This window comes from Sorangium sp. So ce117, assembly GCF_051524395.1.
Taxonomy (GTDB): domain Bacteria; phylum Myxococcota_A; class Polyangia; order Polyangiales; family Polyangiaceae; genus Sorangium; species Sorangium cellulosum_B.
The window spans coordinates 6,905,170-6,921,692 of record NZ_CP150309.1 but is presented as its reverse complement, the minus strand read 5'-3'; the positions used below and the strand labels follow the sequence as shown (position 1 = coordinate 6,921,692).

The 16,523-nt window shown below is 73.2% G+C and carries 14 protein-coding genes; 11 read left to right on the top strand and 3 right to left on the bottom strand.

All coding sequences use genetic code 11. The annotated features are described in order from the left end of the window. Positions 1-75: 75 nt before the first annotated feature. From WMF46_RS25935 to WMF46_RS25905, 7 genes are all read left to right on the top strand, one after another. Complete coding sequence (locus WMF46_RS25935; RefSeq protein WP_437979651.1) at positions 76-1,224, top strand: PAS domain-containing protein; 1,149 nt, start codon at positions 76-78, stop codon at positions 1,222-1,224. Between the two features lie 107 nt (positions 1,225-1,331). After that, positions 1,332-2,039 carry an SDR family NAD(P)-dependent oxidoreductase gene (locus WMF46_RS25930; protein WP_437541049.1) on the top strand — a complete coding sequence of 236 codons (708 nt, stop codon included), beginning with the start codon at positions 1,332-1,334 and terminating at the stop codon, positions 2,037-2,039. Positions 2,040-2,143: 104 nt separating this feature from the next. Further along, complete coding sequence (locus WMF46_RS25925) at positions 2,144-2,791, top strand: hypothetical protein (RefSeq protein WP_437541047.1); 648 nt, start codon at positions 2,144-2,146, stop codon at positions 2,789-2,791. A gap of 359 nt (positions 2,792-3,150) precedes the next feature. Continuing rightward, entirely contained in the window at positions 3,151-4,422 is a 1,272-nt protein-coding gene (locus tag WMF46_RS25920; protein ID WP_437979650.1) for a pectate lyase family protein, read from the top strand. A gap of 104 nt (positions 4,423-4,526) precedes the next feature. Next, entirely contained in the window at positions 4,527-5,600 is a 1,074-nt protein-coding gene (locus WMF46_RS25915) for a FecR domain-containing protein (protein ID WP_437979649.1), read from the top strand. After that, the gene (locus WMF46_RS25910; RefSeq protein ID WP_437979648.1) at positions 5,600-6,640 is read left to right on the top strand and encodes a hypothetical protein; all 1,041 of its coding nucleotides are present in this window, start codon (positions 5,600-5,602) and stop codon (positions 6,638-6,640) included. Before WMF46_RS25915 ends, WMF46_RS25910 begins: the two co-directional genes overlap by 1 nt. A 53-nt stretch (positions 6,641-6,693) precedes the next feature. Next, complete coding sequence (locus WMF46_RS25905; RefSeq protein ID WP_437979647.1) at positions 6,694-7,920, top strand: RCC1 domain-containing protein; 1,227 nt, start codon at positions 6,694-6,696, stop codon at positions 7,918-7,920. A gap of 7 nt (positions 7,921-7,927) precedes the next feature. On the opposite strand, the gene WMF46_RS25900 is transcribed toward WMF46_RS25905, so the two are convergent. After that, entirely contained in the window at positions 7,928-8,548 is a 621-nt protein-coding gene (locus tag WMF46_RS25900; protein ID WP_437979646.1) for an RNA polymerase sigma factor, read from the bottom strand. Positions 8,549-8,945: 397 nt separating this feature from the next. Here WMF46_RS25900 and WMF46_RS25895 point away from each other — a divergent pair, with 397 nt between their 5' ends. Continuing rightward, positions 8,946-9,434, top strand: coding sequence for an FHA domain-containing protein (locus WMF46_RS25895; RefSeq protein WP_437707369.1), 489 nt, complete (start codon positions 8,946-8,948; stop codon positions 9,432-9,434). 81 nt (positions 9,435-9,515) lie between these two features. On the opposite strand, the gene WMF46_RS25890 is transcribed toward WMF46_RS25895, so the two are convergent. Next, on the bottom strand, positions 9,516-10,559 hold the full coding sequence (locus tag WMF46_RS25890) for a hypothetical protein (protein WP_437979645.1): 1,044 nt from the start codon (positions 10,557-10,559) through the stop codon (positions 9,516-9,518). A gap of 481 nt (positions 10,560-11,040) precedes the next feature. Between WMF46_RS25890 and WMF46_RS25885 the strand changes: the two genes are divergently transcribed. Together WMF46_RS25885 and WMF46_RS25880 are read left to right on the top strand one after the other, a co-directional pair. Then, a complete protein-coding gene (locus WMF46_RS25885) occupies positions 11,041-11,727 on the top strand; it encodes a hypothetical protein (RefSeq protein ID WP_437979644.1) in 687 nt (228 codons plus the stop codon). Positions 11,728-11,732: 5 nt separating this feature from the next. Beyond that, on the top strand, positions 11,733-13,193 hold the full coding sequence (locus WMF46_RS25880; RefSeq protein WP_437979643.1) for a hypothetical protein: 1,461 nt from the start codon (positions 11,733-11,735) through the stop codon (positions 13,191-13,193). Here the strand turns inward: WMF46_RS25880 and WMF46_RS25875 are convergent. After that, complete coding sequence (locus tag WMF46_RS25875) at positions 13,154-14,776, bottom strand: ferritin-like domain-containing protein (protein ID WP_437979642.1); 1,623 nt, start codon at positions 14,774-14,776, stop codon at positions 13,154-13,156. The two genes, WMF46_RS25880 and WMF46_RS25875, sit on opposite strands and share 40 nt — an antisense overlap. A gap of 101 nt (positions 14,777-14,877) precedes the next feature. Between WMF46_RS25875 and WMF46_RS25870 the strand changes: the two genes are divergently transcribed. Then, the gene (locus tag WMF46_RS25870; RefSeq protein ID WP_437979641.1) at positions 14,878-16,176 is read left to right on the top strand and encodes a flavin-dependent oxidoreductase; all 1,299 of its coding nucleotides are present in this window, start codon (positions 14,878-14,880) and stop codon (positions 16,174-16,176) included. Positions 16,177-16,523: the final 347 nt, after the last annotated feature.

Here is a 16,523-nt window from a genome sequence, read left to right as displayed (position 1 = left end):
GCCGGCCGCGCCCGTGAAGAGACGTTAAGGGGCGTGCAGGACGGACGGGGGCGTCGTATGACGTGCCGCCACGACATGACGTCCCTCGACCAGCGCCTGTCGGCGCTCGATCTGTCCGTGCTGCCGACCTGGGTCTACGACCACGGCCGGCACCGGTTCCCCTGGGTGAACGCGAAGGCCATCCAGTTCTGGCACGCGACGGATCGCGCCGAGCTGCTCTCCCGCGACCTCTCGGACCTGTCGCCGGCCGTCCGCGCGCGGCTCGACGGCTACCTCCGCGTCCTCGCGGAAGGGGGGACGGTCCTGGAGGACTGGACGCTCTACCCGCGCGGGACGCCCGCGACCGTGACGCTCCACGGGCAGCCGATCGACCTCGATGACGGGCGGCTCGCGATCCTGTTCCAGGCGCTCCCCCAGGCCGCCAGCGTCGGCGCCTCGATGGTGCGCGGCGTGGAGGCGGTCCGCCACTCGTCGGTGCTGGTCAGCCTCGTCGACCGGGAGGGGACGGTGCTCTTCCACAACCCCGCGGCCCTGCGCGCCCTCGGCGACGCGCCGACGATCGACGCAGCGTTCCCGGACGAGGGCGTGAGCGCGGCGGTCCGCGGCGCGATCGACGTCGAGGCGGCGTGGGCAGGGGAAGTGCGGGTCGTCACGACCGACGGCGAGCGGTGGCACCAGGTGGAGGCGCGCCCCACGACCGATCCCGTGACCGGCGCGCGCGCGGTGCTCGTGCAGCAGCTCGACGTCACGGCGCAGCGGCGCGCCGAGGGGCAGGTCGAGGAGCAGGGCCGGCTCATCGACCGACTGAACCGCTCGCTCGCCCTCGTCGAGGAGCAACGGCGGCAGATCCTCAACCTCTCCGCGCCGATCCTCGACGTCGGCCGGGGCACGCTCGCGGTGCCGCTCATCGGGCGCCTCGACGCGGAGCGCGGCGGCGAGCTCGGAGAGCGGCTCCTCCCGGCGATCGTGGCGCAGCGGGCGTCCCACGTGGTCCTCGACGTCACCGGCGCGGAGGCGCTCGATCCGGACGGCGCCGCGGCCCTGGAGCGGCTGGCGCACGCGATCCAGCTGCTCGGCTCCAGGCCGATCCTCACCGGCGTCCGCCCGGAGGTCGCGCGCGCGCTCGTCGACGTCGACCTCGGCGAGGAGCTGCTCGTTCTGCGCAGCCTCGGCCGCGGCCTGGAGGTCAGCCGGAAGCGCGCTGCGGCGCGGCGCCGGGCGTAGGCGCCGGCGCGCGTGGCGCCGCCCGGAGCGGCGTCCCCGCGGCGCCGGCGCCCGCCGCAGCGCTTTCGAGCTGCCAGGCCGGACGGCCTCTGCCATAAGAGGCCGCCATGACGCTTGAAATTAACGGAAAGTGGGCGCTTGTCACCGGCGCGAGCCGGGGTATCGGAAAGCGGATCGCGCGCGGCCTCGCGGACCTCGGCTGCAACGTCGTCCTGCACAGCCGCGACGCGGCGCACACGCGCGAGCTCGAAGGGGAGCTCGCCGGCAAGGGGATCCGGGTGAGCGCCGTCTCGGGCGAGCTGTCGGATCAGGCGGCGGTCGACCGCATGCTGGACGACGCCATCGCGGCGTCGGGCGGGATCGACCTCCTGTTCAACAACGCCGCCATCATGACGCCGTTCCGCGCCTCGCACCTGCAGACGCCGGCGGACGATTACCGGCTCAGCTTCGAGGTGAACGTCATCAGCCCGATACGGATCACGTACCGGCTGCTGCCGACGATGCTGGAGCGGCGCTTCGGGCGAATCGTGCAGGTGACCTCCGGGATCCAGGATCAGCCCGAGCTGATGGCCTATGCGGCGTCGAAGGCCGCGCTCGACAAGTTCGTGCGCGACATGGCGCCTTCGCTCCGCGGCACGGGCGTGCTGATGAACCTCCTCGACCCGGGGTGGCTGCGGACCGATCTCGGCGGGCCGAAGGCGCCGAACGACGTCGAGTCGGTGCTGCCTGGGGCGCTCGTCCCGGCGCTTGTCGACGGCGAGGTCCACGGGGTGCTCTTCCGCGCGCAGGACTACGCGCGTCCCGCCGCGCGCTGACACGCGCGGGGCGTGCTCCTGACGACCGCGCGCCCCGCGTGAATCGCGCCGGCTCGACAAGTTGTGCCGCGCCGCCGGTGCGCGCCTTGCTAGCGTCGTGGGAGATGAACGAGAGCTCGGGACCTGGGGCGGACACGGGACCTCGCGCGGGCTGCGGCGCGGGGGAGGCTCCCACGGCGCTCGCGACGGCGGCCGTCGCGCGTGCAGCGCGATGGGGGCGCTGGGGGGCGCTCCTGCCGGTGCTGGCCTGCGCGTGCTCGCTGGAGGGGTTGTCCGCCGCGTGGGACGCCTCGCCGGCGGCCGCGGGAGGGGGGAGCAGCTCGTTCAGGATCAGGATCGAGGCCGAGGACTGCGAGCTCTCCGGCCGCTTCGAGCGCGTGGACGACCCGCTGGCGAGCGGCGGGACGTACGTGGCGGTCCCCGAGGAGGCGAATTGCGAGAGCGATCGGGTCGACTGCTCGTTCGAGGTCGGCGAGGCCGGCACGTTCCAGATCAGGGCCAGGGTCGCCACGGGGCCCGACGAGAGCACGGACAACTCGTTCCTGGTCCGCGTGGACCATGAGCCGGAGCTCGGAACCAGGTACGACTTCAACGGGACCGAGTTCCACGAGGATTACGTTCACGACTCGAAGGACGCGACAGGGCTGCTGCTCAAGTTCGCGCTCGATCCCGGGATGCACATCGTCTCGTTCGGGTGCCGCGAGGACGCGGCGAGGCTCGACTGGGTCGAGCTCGTTCGAATCGGCCCCTGATCCCCGGGAGGCGCCGCGGAGCCGAGCACGGGACCAGGCCGCGGCGCTCGATATCGCGGGCATCGTACAGCGCCAGGGCGGATGACGCGGTGTTGCACGTGTCCACCGTGTCAACCGGTGGTTGACAGCCTCGGTCGCGGCGCCTGCCCGGGAGCTCCGGGGGAGAGGAGCGGCGCTGCAGAGATCCCTGCGGGAAATGCGGTGGAACGGAGCGATCCAGACAGGGCTGGTCCGTCCTGAACTTGATGGCATGTGCGTTGCTGTGAAGCTCCAGCGAACGGCTTGTGTGCTGTCCGGCGTCTCCGCCCGCGTCGCGCGAGCTGCTTGGCCTTGGCTCATCACGGAAAGGTGACTTGCTCATGAAGTGCGAATCTCGAGTCGCTTGGGCTGCGCTGATCGCGCTCGGCATCCTCGGCGTTTCGGTGGTCGGGTGCGGCTCGGAGACGTCAGAGCCGGAAGACGACGCGGGGCAGCCGACGAGCAGCGGGAGCGCAGGCTCCACGGCGAGCGTCGGCGCCGCCGGGACCGGTGGGACCGGCGCGGGCAGCGGCACTGGCAGCTCCAGCGGCGGGACCGGGGGCTCCGGCAGCGGCGAGGGCGGCTCGGACGAAGGCACCGGCGGCTCCGGCAGCGGCGCGGGCGGCTCGGACGAAGGCGCCGGCGGCTCCAGCAGCGGCGCGGGCGGCTCGGGCAGCGGCGCCGGCGGCGGCGACCCCGGCGCTGTCGACTTCAGGCTCTACGGCTACGCCACGACCGGCGACGGCACAACCGGCGGCAAGGGCGGACAGGTCGTCTCGGTGAGCTCGCTCGACGCCCTGAGGAGGGAGGCCGCGAGGAACGGCGCCTTGATCATCCAGATCACCGGCAAGATCAGCGGCAGCGGCGACGACGTGGACGTCACCTCCGACAAGACCCTCGTGGGGGTCGGGTCGAGCGGAGAGCTGGAGGGGATCGGGCTCAATCTGAGGAGAGCCTCCAACATCATCGTCCGCAACCTGAAGATCCACCACGTGCTGGCCAGCAGCGGCAACGGCGACGGCATCCACATGGACGAGAGCCACAACGTCTGGATCGACCACTGCGAGCTCTGGGCCGAGTCTCCCGCCGTGAACTCCGACAAGGACAAGTACGATGGCCTCATCGACGCGACCCACGAGTCCTCGAACATCACGATCTCGTGGAGCTACCTGCACGACCACTGGAAGGGCATGCTGGTCGGCTCGTCGGACAAGGACAACAGCGACCGCCGCATCACCTTCCATCACAACCGCTTCCGCAACGTGAACTCCCGCATCCCGAGCTATCGCGGCGGCAACGGGCACGTCTTCAACAACTACTTCGAGGACGTCTCCACGTCGGGGGTGAACTCGCGGGTCGGCGCCTGCCTGAGGGTGGAGGGCAATCACTTTTACAAGGTGCAGAACCCCATCACCACCCTGGACAGCCCGGCCGGCGGTACGCACCGCATCGACAACGTGTTCGAGCAGACCACCGGGACGCAGGAGTCGGGTCAAGACTGCTCCTGGACCGCGCCGTACGAGTACCCGCTCGACCGCGCGGCCGCCGTCAAGGCGCTCGTCCTGGAGCACGCGGGCGTCGGCAAGACGGACCCGCTGGCGAACCTGCCCTGAGCGCCGCCGCCGCGCTCCTCGTCCCGGCGGCTCCACGTGGGAGCGCGCCCGAGCTCGCGTCCGCCGGCTGAGCCATTCCCGGCCCGTCGGGGTACATAGTGAGGATGAACCCCGAGCCGCCCCTCCGCGCCTGGGTGCGACCGCCCCTCACCCAGGGGAGCGTGGCGCGCCAGTGGCAGCGCATCGAGGAGCGGCTCGAGGCCCGGGGCGCTCACCCTGGCCGCCGGTGGCTCTGGGCCGGCTCGCTCGCAGGAGCGCTCGCCCTGGGGGCGGCCGCGCTGTGGGTGGGGGCGCGCGGCGGCTCGTCCAGCGCGCCGCCGGCCGCGGTCGCGGCGACGGGCTCGGTGCTGTCCCTGTCGGACGGCTCGACGATCTCGCTCGACCAGGGCGCGGAGCTCGAGGTGCAGCGCGACGAGCCGCGCCACGTCGCGACCGCGCTGCGCTCGGGCGCGGCCCGCTTCGAGGTCGTCCCCGACGCCGCGCGGTCGTTCACCGTCGTGGCGCGTGGCGTGGAGGTCCGTGTCGTCGGCACCGAGTTCCGCGTGGCCGTCGACGGGGCGACGGAGGAGGTCACCGTCTCGGTGACGAAGGGGATCGTCGAGGTCCGTCACCCCGCGCGGCCCGACGACGTGAAGCGGCTGCACGCGGGCGAGTCGTGGTCGGCGAGGCCCGAGCCCGCGAAGGTGGAGCCGCCCGCGGATGCGGTGCCTGCCCAGCCCCCGCCCGCCCAGCCGCTCGCCACGGGCGCCCCTGCCGCGCCGCCGGCGCTGGGGAACGCAGCGGCCGCGCCCTCCGCGCCGAGCGTCGACGCCGCGCAGAGGCTCTTCGAGGCGGCCAACCAGGCGCGGCGGGCAGGGGATCTCGCGCGCGCCGCGACGCTGTACCGGCAGCTCGTTGCGAGGCACCCCGGCGACGCGCGCGCGCAGATCGCGGCGCTCGAGCTCGGCCGCATCGAGATGGAGCGAGGCCAGGGCACGAACGCCGAGGACGCGCTCAAGACCGCCGCCTCGTCGGCGGCAGGCTCGTCGGTCCACGAAGATGCGCTCGCCCGCCTCGTACGGCTCTACGATGGCCAGGGGAAACGAGCCGCGTGCGAAGAGGCCCGACGTCGCTACCTCACGACCTACCCGAGCGGCGTCCACGTCGCCGCGGTGAAGGTCGCCTGCGCGCCGCGGTGATGGCGGCGGGGCGCGGGCTCGTGCTCCCGGCCCTCCTCGCCGCCACCGCCGGGGTCGCGCGCGCTGAGGGAGACGCGTGCGGCGGCGATGCGCCGCCGATCGCCGTGCTCGTCGAGGGCGCGACGCCGGAGCTCGAGCGCGCGATCTTCGTGGACCTGGCCGCCGAGCTCGCCCGCACCGACCTCTGCGCGCGGCTCGAGGCGGGCGCCTCGCCCGACGCGCGCGGGGCGGGGCGCGAGCGGGCGATCGCGCGCGTGACCATCCGCATCTCGCCGGAAGGCGTCGCCGCGGTCCACATCGACGACGCCATGACCCGGAAGCGCCTCGAGCGCGCGGTGGACGTGTCGGGGCTGAAGGACGACGGCCGCGCGCTCGCGCTCGCGATCGCCGCCGACGAGCTCCTCCGGGCGAGCTGGGTCGAGCCCACGCTGAGGCGGCGGGCCGCGATGGCGAGCGCCGCGCCGCCGCCAGCGCCGGCGCGGGCGCCCGCGGGCGGGGTCCGCGAGGCGCCGGGCGCGGGCGGCGGAGCGGATCGGCGCGCGACCGAGATCGGCGTGCGCGCGACCGTGGCCGCGTACGGCGGCGGCCAGGTGCAGCTCGGGGGCGCGCTCCTCCTCCGGCGGGACGTGCTGCCCTGGCTTGCTGGCTCGGTGTTCGTGTACGCGCGCGAGGCGCTGCCCGCGTCCGCCGCGCTCGGGACGGTGCTCGGGCACGCCGCGGGCGGCGGCGCCTCGCTGTCGGCGTACGTCGCGCGGACGGGGCGCGCCCGGCTCGGCGTCGAGGCGGCCGTCGAGGCGGGCTACGTGCTGTTCGAGGGGCGCGCCGAGGAGGGCGCGTCGGCGTCGCGCTTCGGAGGGCCGACCGCGTTCGGCGCGCTCGGCGTGACCGCGGACGTCGACGTGCGGCCCGTGCGCTTCGGCGCGAGCGTCGGCGCGCTCGCGCCCTTCATGATGGTGGAGGCGCTCGCGGGCGACGCGGTCGTCACGAGCATGGGCGGCCCAGGCGTGCTCGCCGCGCTGGGCGCGGGGGTGGTGTTCTGACACGGCGCTCGACGCGGCCGCTGGCGTGGCGCGCGATCGCCGCCGCCGTCGCCGTGGGGGCGTGCACCCAGAGCGGCGTCGTCCTCGAGGCGGGGCCGGGCGGAGCCGGCGCAGGTGGCGCCGGAACAGCGGGTGCGGGCGGCGCCGGTGCAGGGGGTGCCGGCGCGGGCGGCGCTGCCCAGGACACCGTCTGGCGCGTCGACGGCCTCGCCGCGGGCCCGTACCACACGTGCGTCATCCAGGGCGGGCGGCTCTCCTGCTGGGGGGCCAACGACGAGGGGCAGCTCGGCGTCGGCGACACGGAGGACCGGACCACCCCGGCCGCGGTCGAGGGCGACGGCTGGGCCGAGAGCGCCATCGGCGAGCTGCACAGCTGCGCGAGGCGGCTCGACGGCAGCCTGTGGTGCTGGGGCGCGAACGGCGAGGGGCAGCTCGGGATCGGGTCCGCCGCCTCCGAGGTCACGCCGGCGTTGGTCAGCAGCGCGGCGCCGATGGCGCAGCTCGGGAGCACGTACCTGCACACGTGCGGGGTGGACGTCGATGCGGCGCTCTGGTGCTGGGGCGACAACGAGGAGGGCCAGCTCGGCCTCGACGATCCCTTCCCGGAGGATGGCGTCGACCGCGACCTGCCCACGCGCGTCGGGTCGGCGAACGACTGGACGCTCGTCGACGGCGGCCAGGGCCACAGCTGCGGTATCCGCGCGCCGGGCCACCTCTACTGCTGGGGGCGCAACACCCGGGGCGAGCTCGGCCTCGGCGACGACGCCGAGCAGCAGCTGCGCGATCCGCGCCGCGTCGGCGACGCCGCGGACTGGATCGACGTCCGCACCGGCCAGAACGGGGCCTGCGGGCTGCGCGACGCAGGCCGCGGAGGCCACGAGGGCGCGCTGTACTGCTGGGGCGAGAACTCGTTCGGCGAGGCGGGCGTCGGGCACGAGGAGATCCTCCGGGCGCCGGCGCGCGTCGGCGCGCTCGACGACTGGGTGAGCTTCTCGATCGACACCTTTCACACGTGCGGCGTGCGCGCGAACGGCGAGCTCTACTGCTGGGGCTACAACCTGGAGGGCCAGCTCGGCCTGGGCGACATGAGCGATCACACGACGCCGGTGCGCGTCAGCGACGCCTCCGACTGGGCGTCGGTCGCGGCCGGGCGGCACCACACCTGCGCGCGGAAGCGCGACGGCGCGGTCCTGTGCGCCGGGCTCAACGATCGCGGCCAGCTCGGCGCCGGGGACCTCGATCGGCGCCTCGTCTTCACGCCGGTCGCGGGCGCGCCGTGAGCTGTCGTCACGCGCCCGGCTTGCGCGGGCGCTCGGCCTGCGCCGAGAGGCGCTCTTCGGCGGCCGCGATGCGCCGCTTGACGGTCGCGAGCGACGCGCCCGTCGCCTCGGCGACCTCTTCCAGCGACATGCCCTCGACGCGCCGGAGCAGGAGCGCGACCCGCTCGGCGACCGGGAGCGCCTCGACCTGCGCGTAGAGCTGCCGCACCTCGACGGCGACGTCCTGCGGGCAGTCCGCGCCGACGACGTCGTCGAACGACACCTCCCCGCGGCGCGCGAGCCCGAGCCGCTCGGCGATGCGCTGGCGCCGCAGCTGCTTGTGCGTGAGCCGCACCGCCATCGAGGCGATCCACGAGGCGAATGCCTGCGGGTTCTCGAGCTTGTGGAGGGAGACGAACGCCGTGAAGAACACGTCCTGCACCACGTCGTCGAGGTCCGCGCGGTTCGGGATCAGGCGCCAGAGGATCCCCGAGACGTACGGCACGTGCCGCAGGAAGAGCGCCTCCTGCGCCCAGCGCTCCCCCGCGCGCGCGGCCAGGACGAGCTCCGCGTCGGAGGGGCCCGCCTTGGGCCCGGGCGCGGGCGGTGCCGGCGGGCTCCCGCGTGCGCTGGGCGGACTCTGGCTCACGAGGGACGATATACAATAGGGGATCGTCGCCGGACGAACTGTGAGCTCAGGGGAGGGGCGAGGTGCGCCGCCTGACGCTTCCCGATCCGGGGGGGCTCCGGGAGGTCACGTCGGCATGGGGAGCGGCGCGCCGCACGGCGGAGCTGCCCGCGCGGGAGCCGAGTGTGGCGAGCGCCGACGATGTAGTCCGTTCAGCGCCGGAGGTCGTCTCGACGGTGTCTCGTGGCGTCCAGTGATTCCGTCGTCTCCTGATGTATAAGGGCCTATCGGGCCCCGCTGAATTGGGCGATGCGCCGCTCGGGGAGCTCGGCTCTCTCGAACGGCCCGGAACCTGGGGGAAGATCTCGTCATGTTGACCTTCGCGGCGCTTTGTGCTCAGAGCCGGGCGATTTCACGGATGGCGTTCGATCGGAAGTACCCGCACGCCTGGCTGCTCCGGGAGCTCGGCCCCGATGACCAGCCTCCTCCGTCGTTCAAGACCCTCGTCGCCGGGACCGCGCCTGGCATGAGCGGCCAGCCGACCTCGTCCCGTCACCGGATCTCGTCGGGGATGATCGCCACGTCGCACGGCTGCGAGCTCCTGCCGGTGGCGAAGCGCCCCGAGAGCCCCTGGCAGGATCGCATCCTCATCGGGCGGGCGCTGAACAGCGATATCGTGCTCCGCGACGCGTCCGTCTCCAAGGTCCACGCCCACATCTCGGTGCTGGTCGCGGACACCCCGATGCTCCACGCGAGAAAGAGCACCAACGGGACCTTCCTGAACGACCGGCTCATGGCGCCGTCCGGGGACGGCGTGCCTCTCCGCAGCGGCGACATGCTCCAGCTCGGCAACGTCCTCTGCGAGTTCATCGTGAACGCCGATCTCTACCGGCTCGTCGCTCGCTGAGGGCGGGGCCTCCCCGCTGCTGCGCTCGCCCGTCGGATCGCCCGAGCCCTGATGACGGATTCGCCGGCGCCGCCGCCGGGATCAGCTCCGCTCCGGGTGGGGCGCGCGGAAGAGCACCTCCACCGGGCCCGCGTGCGTCTCCACGACGTAGCTCGCCTCCACCGGGGGGGCGCCGTCGCGGAACGCCTTCGTGATCTCCTTGCGCCGCTTCATCAGCTCGACAAGGCCGAGCGCGAGCGCCTCGGAGGCCGTGAGCTCCTTCGGCGTCGGCTTGCGGCCGATGAGGTCCTCGTCGACCATCGCGAGCGTGGGGTAGGCGTCCGGGTCGGCCAGCTCCCAGCGCTGCTCTGCGACCTCGGCGCGCAGCGCGGGGTGCAGGTCGCTCGCGCGATCGAAGCTCAGCGAGAAGAAGCTCGCCGGCAGCGACGCGGGCGGCGCGTCCGGGAGCTTGGCGGTCTCGGCCAGGTAGAGCTCGAACCCGCGCGCGCTCTCGAACAGGAGCACGCCGTGGCTCTGGCCAGCCTGCCCGACGACGCACAGCGCGAGATCGCGCGCGCCGAGCGACGGGATCGACAGCGCCATGATGTCGGCGTCGCTGGGCACCGCCTTCCAGGGCGTAGCGCGGTAGAGCGCGGCCGCCGCGCGGAAGAACGAGGCCATCGCCGGCGCCTCGATGCCGCCCCCGAGGAAGCTCGGCGTCAGGTGGCCGTCCCGCGCGCCGAGGTGGGCCTCCAGGTCCTCGGCCACGACGTCGATCTCCGGCGTGGGCGCGACGCGGACCTCGACCTCCGGGCCGAGCCGCGCCCGCAGGGCCTCCGCGAGCGCCGGCGAGGCCACGCGCACGCGCTTGGGCAGCCGCGGCTTGCCTTCCAGGGGACCGTTGGCGGCGGCCTCGAAGCTGTCGACCGCGCCCGTCAGGACGTCGCCGGGGCGCAGCGCGGCGCAGCTCAGGACGAAGCCGCGCTCGGTCATCCAGACGACCGCCTCGGGGCGGTACGCGTCGTCGCCCTCGTGCACGAACGCGCGCAGGGAGAAGAAGCCGCCGATCCACTCCTCGTCCCTGCGAGGCAGCGAGCGCGCGCTCTTCTTGGACCGCTTCTTCTTGGGGGCTGGCACGGAGGACATCAGGGCACCTGTTCGCGAGGGCGCTCCAGCCGGTACGCTCGACGACCTGGGAGCGAGGGGCGAGACCGGAACCGAGAGGAACCGAGAGGAACGAGAGGAACCGCGAGGAACCAGAGGAACCGCGAGGAACGAGAGGAACCGAGAGCGGAACGCTAGCGCAAAGGCCGCGTGCGTCGAAGCGGGAACACGGCGCAAACGGTGCAAGGGGCGCGTAACGGGCGCGAAGGCGCGCGAAGGCGCGCGAAGGCGCACGCAAGGCGCGCGGCGTGGCGGCTGGCGCGGGGGTCTTTCGTCTGGCGCTCGTCGCGGTGCCCTGTTATCGGTCGTCGTGGTCCAGCGCGGGGACCTGAAGCAGGTGTCGCTCGCCGACCTTCCAGGGGACTCGATGCCTGAAGCGATCAGCAGAGGCTCCCGGCGCTCCGCAAAGGGTGTGGGGCGCGCGGGGCGAAGGGGGCTTGGTCGGCCCGCGCTCGGTCTCCTCGTGACGCTGGCCGCCTGGGCGCAGGCGGGCGCGGCCCAGGCCGAGCCGAGCGCCGATGAGGTGAAGGCGCTCCCGGGGCTCGCGGTGACGCTCGACGGCGTGGCCGCGAAAGGCGCCGGCGCGGCGCGCCCTGTCGAGCCGGGGAAGCGCAAGGTCATCGCGGCTGCGCCCGCGAGGTACGCCCTCGCGCGCGACGTCGAGGTGACGCGGCCGGGAGAGGTCGTCGAGGTCCCCGTGAAGGCTGTCGCGCCCAGCGCGGCAGCGCAGGATCCCGCGCCTTCCACCGGCGACATCGAGCCGCGCAGGCCGACTCCTTACGGCGTAAGGCCGGATCCGATCCACCGGAGCCTGATGTGGGTGACGGGCGGGCTCACGCTGGCGGGCATCGCGCTCGGAAGCACCTTCGGTGGCCTGGCGATCTCCACGTGGGACAAGGTCGACGACGCGGCGAAGACGGCGTGCGCGAATCCGAGGCGTTACCGGGACTGCGCACAGCCGGTGCCCGATCTGGCCAGCAAGGCGATGTCGTATGCGACAGTGTCCGATTTCTCCTTCATCGCCGCGAGCGTGGCGCTCGCCGGCACGGCCGTCCTCTGGCTGACGCTGCCCTCGGACGGGCCGCGCGCGACCGCCCGCGTCCAGCTCGCGCCGGGCGTCGTCGGTGGCTCCGTCGTCGGGGCGTTCTGATGACGATGAGGCTCGAAAGGCGCGCTCGGCTGTGGCTGGCGAGCTCTCTCGTCGCGGCGAGCAGCGCGGGCTGCGCGGAGATCGTGGGCATTCAGCTCATCGACGAGCAGGGCGTCGGCGGCGGCTCGTTCAGCGAGCCCGGCTATACGTGCCAGTGGGTGATGTCTTTCGGTGACGCCGAGACCACGCTCGGCGGGATCGCGGCCGACAAGGACGGCACCCTGTGGCTGGCGGGCGGCTTCAAGGGGGACCTGACCGTTGCCGGCGGCGCCCCGCTCACGGCGGGCGGCGCCGGCAAGGACGTCTTCGTGGCGCACCTCGAGCCGGACGGGAACCACGTGTGGAGCGGGCGCTTCGGGAACGCGGAGAACGACACCGCGACGCACGTCCATCAGGCGACCGCGATCGCGCTGGACGGCGGCAGCGTCTACGTGGCGGGCGACTTCACGGGCAGCCTGTCGTTCGGCGCGGACTGCGGGCTGCCCGAGGGCGCCGGCGACGCGTTCGTGGCGCGGCTCGACAAGAGCGATCCCGGCGGGGTCGCGGCGTGCGTGACGCACGGGTCCAGCGGTCTTGACGAGGCGAAGGCGGTCGCGGCGGAGGGCGACCGCGTCTTCGTCCTGACGTCGCTCCAGGGCGGGCTGGACATCGGATTCTCCAGCTACGATGCACAGACCCTCCTGAATCCGTGCAGCGGCGTCTTTGCGGGCCGTGAGGGCGCGCGTTTCTGGCCTCGCGATCTCCGTGTGGCCTCCGGCGACGCCTTCGTGATCGCCGATTTCGAGGGCCGGGTGAACGTGGGCTTCCCCGGCTCCGAGAGCGCGCTGCCGCCCGGCGGCGCGGCCTCGGACGGGATCGACGCGCTCCTGGCGTCGTTTCCGGCGTCGTGGATCTGCGATGGATGGAGCGCCGAGGGGGCGGACGTCTGGTATCGACACTACTCCGCTCTCCGCGGCGATCAGCGCACCAGCGCCGTGGCGATGCTCGAGGCGGGCGTCGTCTTGACGGGCTCTTTCGAGGGGCAGATCGATCTCGCCGGAGAGAGCATCTCCACCGGAGAGGACGGCTTCGCCGCGCACCTCGACCGGAGCGGCGCCGCCACGTGGGCCAAGCAGCTCGGGGGCAGCGGGGCTCAATCGGCGCAGGTCGTCGGCGTCGACGAGCTCGGAAAGATCGTCGTGGCGGGGCGTTTCGATCAGCAGCTGAAAATCGATGACGTCGAGATCGGCGGGGAGGCGGGCGAGGGGGACGCCTTCCTCGCGCGGCTCCGGGCCACGGACGGCGAGGTCGAGTGGCTGGGCGCGCTCGGCGGCCCTGCGCTCCAGCGGATCCTGGCGCTCGCCGTCTCCGGAACGGACGTGTTCCTCGCAGGCACGTCCGGCGCCGACTTCGCGCTCCTGAACTGCCCTGTCGAGGCCGAGGACGGTCAGCTGTTCGTCGCCAAGCTGTCGGTCTCCTCGCGCTGACGGCCGTCCGCCGGGCGCGGGCGGCTGCGCTCGATGCTGCCGCCGCCGCGCGAGAGCAGCGCCCGCGCGCAGGGCGCGATGACCTGAGCGAGCGCGCGCTCCCGGATCGCGCGCCGGTGCTGCGGGGAGAGCACACCGAAGCCGAGCAGCGGGCCGCCGTGGCTGGGCTCGCTCGGGGAGGGGAGCTCCGAGGAGGCCGCGGCGAGCTCGTCGATGACGGCGCTCGCGAGGGAAGGATCGCGGTCGAGGGCCCAGGCCGCGAACCGGAAGGCGAGCTCGGCGTGCCGCGTCTCGTCCTCGGCGATCTTCTCGAGCGCGCGCCGTACCGCGGGATCGGTCGCGTGGAGGGCGGCCTCTGCCGCCTCGATCGCGGCGATGGTCTCGCCGATGCACCCCTCGCGGAGGGTCGTCACGAGGATCTCGCGGGCGCCTTCGCCGCCGAGGGCGCCGTCGATGGCGAGCGGCCCTGGGCCGACGCCGCGGCCGGCGAACGCGCTGGCCAGCTCGAAGCACGTGCGCGCGTGGTCGGCCTCGTCGCCCATGGCCGCCTGCGCGGCACCGACGAGCTCCGGCGGCGCGCTGAGCGACAGGAGCTGCAGCGCGAAGCGCGCGAACGCGGCGATCGACGCGTGCTCGAGCAGGGCGGCGCGGGTCCAGTGCTCGGCGAGGGCCGCCCGTTGGTCGACGGACAGCTCTGCCAGGCGAGGCGCCGCGTCCGGAGCGGCGGTCCGCCAGTCGTCGCGCGCGGCGGGCTGCGCGGTGCGCACGACGCCTTCCACGAGGAACGGCCGGCCGATCGCGCAGATCTCCGCCGTGCAGGTGTGCCGCAGGGCCTCGAGCGAGCATTGCTCGTCCCCTGAGCAGTCCTGGTCGCTGGCGCACTCGTCGGCGGGCGTCTGGCACGCGAAGGCGGTCCCGCCGCATCCGGGGTGCAGGACATAGCTGGAGCAGAGCAGCTTTCCACAGTCCTGGTCGCTGGTGCACCGCGAGGGCACGCACTGCCCGACCGGATCGCCGCACAGGCAGATCTGCCCCTCGCCGCAGTCGGCGTCGGTCGTGCACCCGTACTGGCAGAAGCACCCCGGCGCCACCTCGCCTCCGGTCATGACGTCGCAGTAGCCGTGGGGCTGCTCGGTGCAGTCGGCGTCAGATTTGCAGTTCCCCGTCGCGCCGCTCGGGTCCGCGCAGGCCTTGGCGCGCGGGAGCGGGCTGGGACAGGTGACGACCTCCGCGCGGTGGATCCAGCCGTCGGCGCAGCGCACGTACCCGGTGTCCTGGTCCGCGACGACGATGGGCTCCGGATCGTCGCAAGCGAACGGAAACTCTTCGGGCGGCAGGCCTCCTGTGCTGCTGGAGGTGCCTTCACCTGTGCTGCTGGAGGTGCCTTCACCTGTGCTGCTGGAGGTGCCTTCACCTGTGCTGCTGGAGGTGCCTTCGCCTGTGCTGCTGGAGGCGCCTTCGCCTGTGCCGCCGCCCGAGCCTTCACCGGACGTGATGTTTCCACCGCAGCTCAGCGCAGGCGCGATCGCCAGCACCGAGAGCAACCTCGCACCCCAAGAGTCCATCGAGACGAGCAATCGCATGGTATGTCCCTCGTTCCAGGATCTTACCTGGATTCGGCGCCGCGGTCGCGGGCGCCACGAGCCTCGTTGCCGCGTCCGGCGCGCCGTGCGAGCGTCGCGTGATGCGGGCGTTGATCGCGGGCGGGGGGATCGGCGGGCTGACGGCGGCCCTGAGCCTGCACGCGGCCGGCATCGATGCGTGTGTCGTGGAGGCCGCGCGAGAGATCAGGCCGCTCGGTGTCGGCATCAACCTCCTCCCTCACGCCGTGCGAGAGCTGACGGAGCTTGGCCTCGAAGATGCGCTGGTGGCGACAGGGATCCCGACCGCCGAGCTCGTGCACCACGATCGGTTCGGGGGTCGGATCTGGGGCCATCCGCGGGGTATCTCCGCCGGGTATCGCTGGCCACAGGTGTCGATCCACCGTGGTGAGCTCCAGTTGATGTTGCTCGCGGCGGTGCAGCGGCGCCTGGGGGCCTCCAGCGTGCGCGTCGGGCTGGCGGTGGAGGGGTTCGAGCAGACGACGTCCGAGGTGCAGGTCACGGTGCGGGATCGGCGGACCGGTGAGCGCGACGTGGTCCCTGCGGACGTGCTTGTCGGGGCCGACGGCATCCACTCCGTGGTTCGCGCGCAGCTCCACCCGGCGGAGGGGCCGCCCAGGTGGAACGGCATTCACATGTGGCGCGGCGTGACCGAGGGCGAGCCGTTCCTGGGGGGGCGCAGCATGATCATGGCCGGCAGCAACCTGGCCGCCAAGTTCGTCGCTTATCCCATCTCCCACCGCGCGGAGCTCCGCGGCCGGGCCGCGATCAACTGGGTGGCGGAGGTGCGCCTGCACGAGGGGGCGGCGGTCGCGCCGGGGAGCTGGAACCGGCAAGGACGCCTGGAGGACGTGCTGCCCCACTTCGCGGCGTGGCGCTTCTCCTGGCTCGACATTCCGGCGCTCATCGCCGCGGCGCCCGTCATCTTCGAGTATCCCATGATCGATCGCGATCCGCTGCCGTGGTGGGGCGCTGGCCGGGTCACCCTGCTCGGTGACGCTGCACATCCCATGTACCCTGTCGGTTCCAACGGGGCCTCCCAGGCGATCCTCGATGCTCGCGTGCTGGCCTGGCACCTCGCCCAGACGAGCACCCCTGAAGAGGCGCTCGCCGCCTATGAAGCAGCGCGCCGTCCGCCGACGAGCTCCCTCGTCCTCGCGAACCGAGCGATGGGCGCCGACCGGGTCCTCTCGATGGTGGAGCAGCGAGCGCCGGCGGGCTTCGCCCGGATCGAGGACGTGCTGAGCAGCGACGAGCTCGAGGAGATGGGTCGCAGCTACACGGAGATGATTGGAACCGACGTTGAGGAGCTCAACGCCCGGCCGTCGTGGGGCGTCGGCGGGGGACGGGAGGCGCCGGGAGAGCGGAACGGCTCCAGCTGATCGGCGCGGTTCCGGCGACCCGGTGGCCGAAGGCCGCCACGCTCCGCTGGCAGCGCTGCAAGCTACGACGCCATAACCGACAGGTGCACGCCTGTCGCTGTAGGGAAAGCATCTGAAATCAGGAAGGACGTCCTTGGCTCACCTCCTGCAAGAGACGCAAGCAGAGCGCCCGTGACGGTTTCCCCCACCGTCGAATGGGCGCTCTGTTGTTTTGCGCTCCTGCCATCGGCGCCGGTGCGGGGCACGATGAGTCTCTGGCTCGGTTCATGGGGCCTGGCGACCGTCCATGGCGGATGTGCTCGCGCCTGCTGGCCGCTTCGTCGGCGCCTCCGTCCGCGATATCCGCC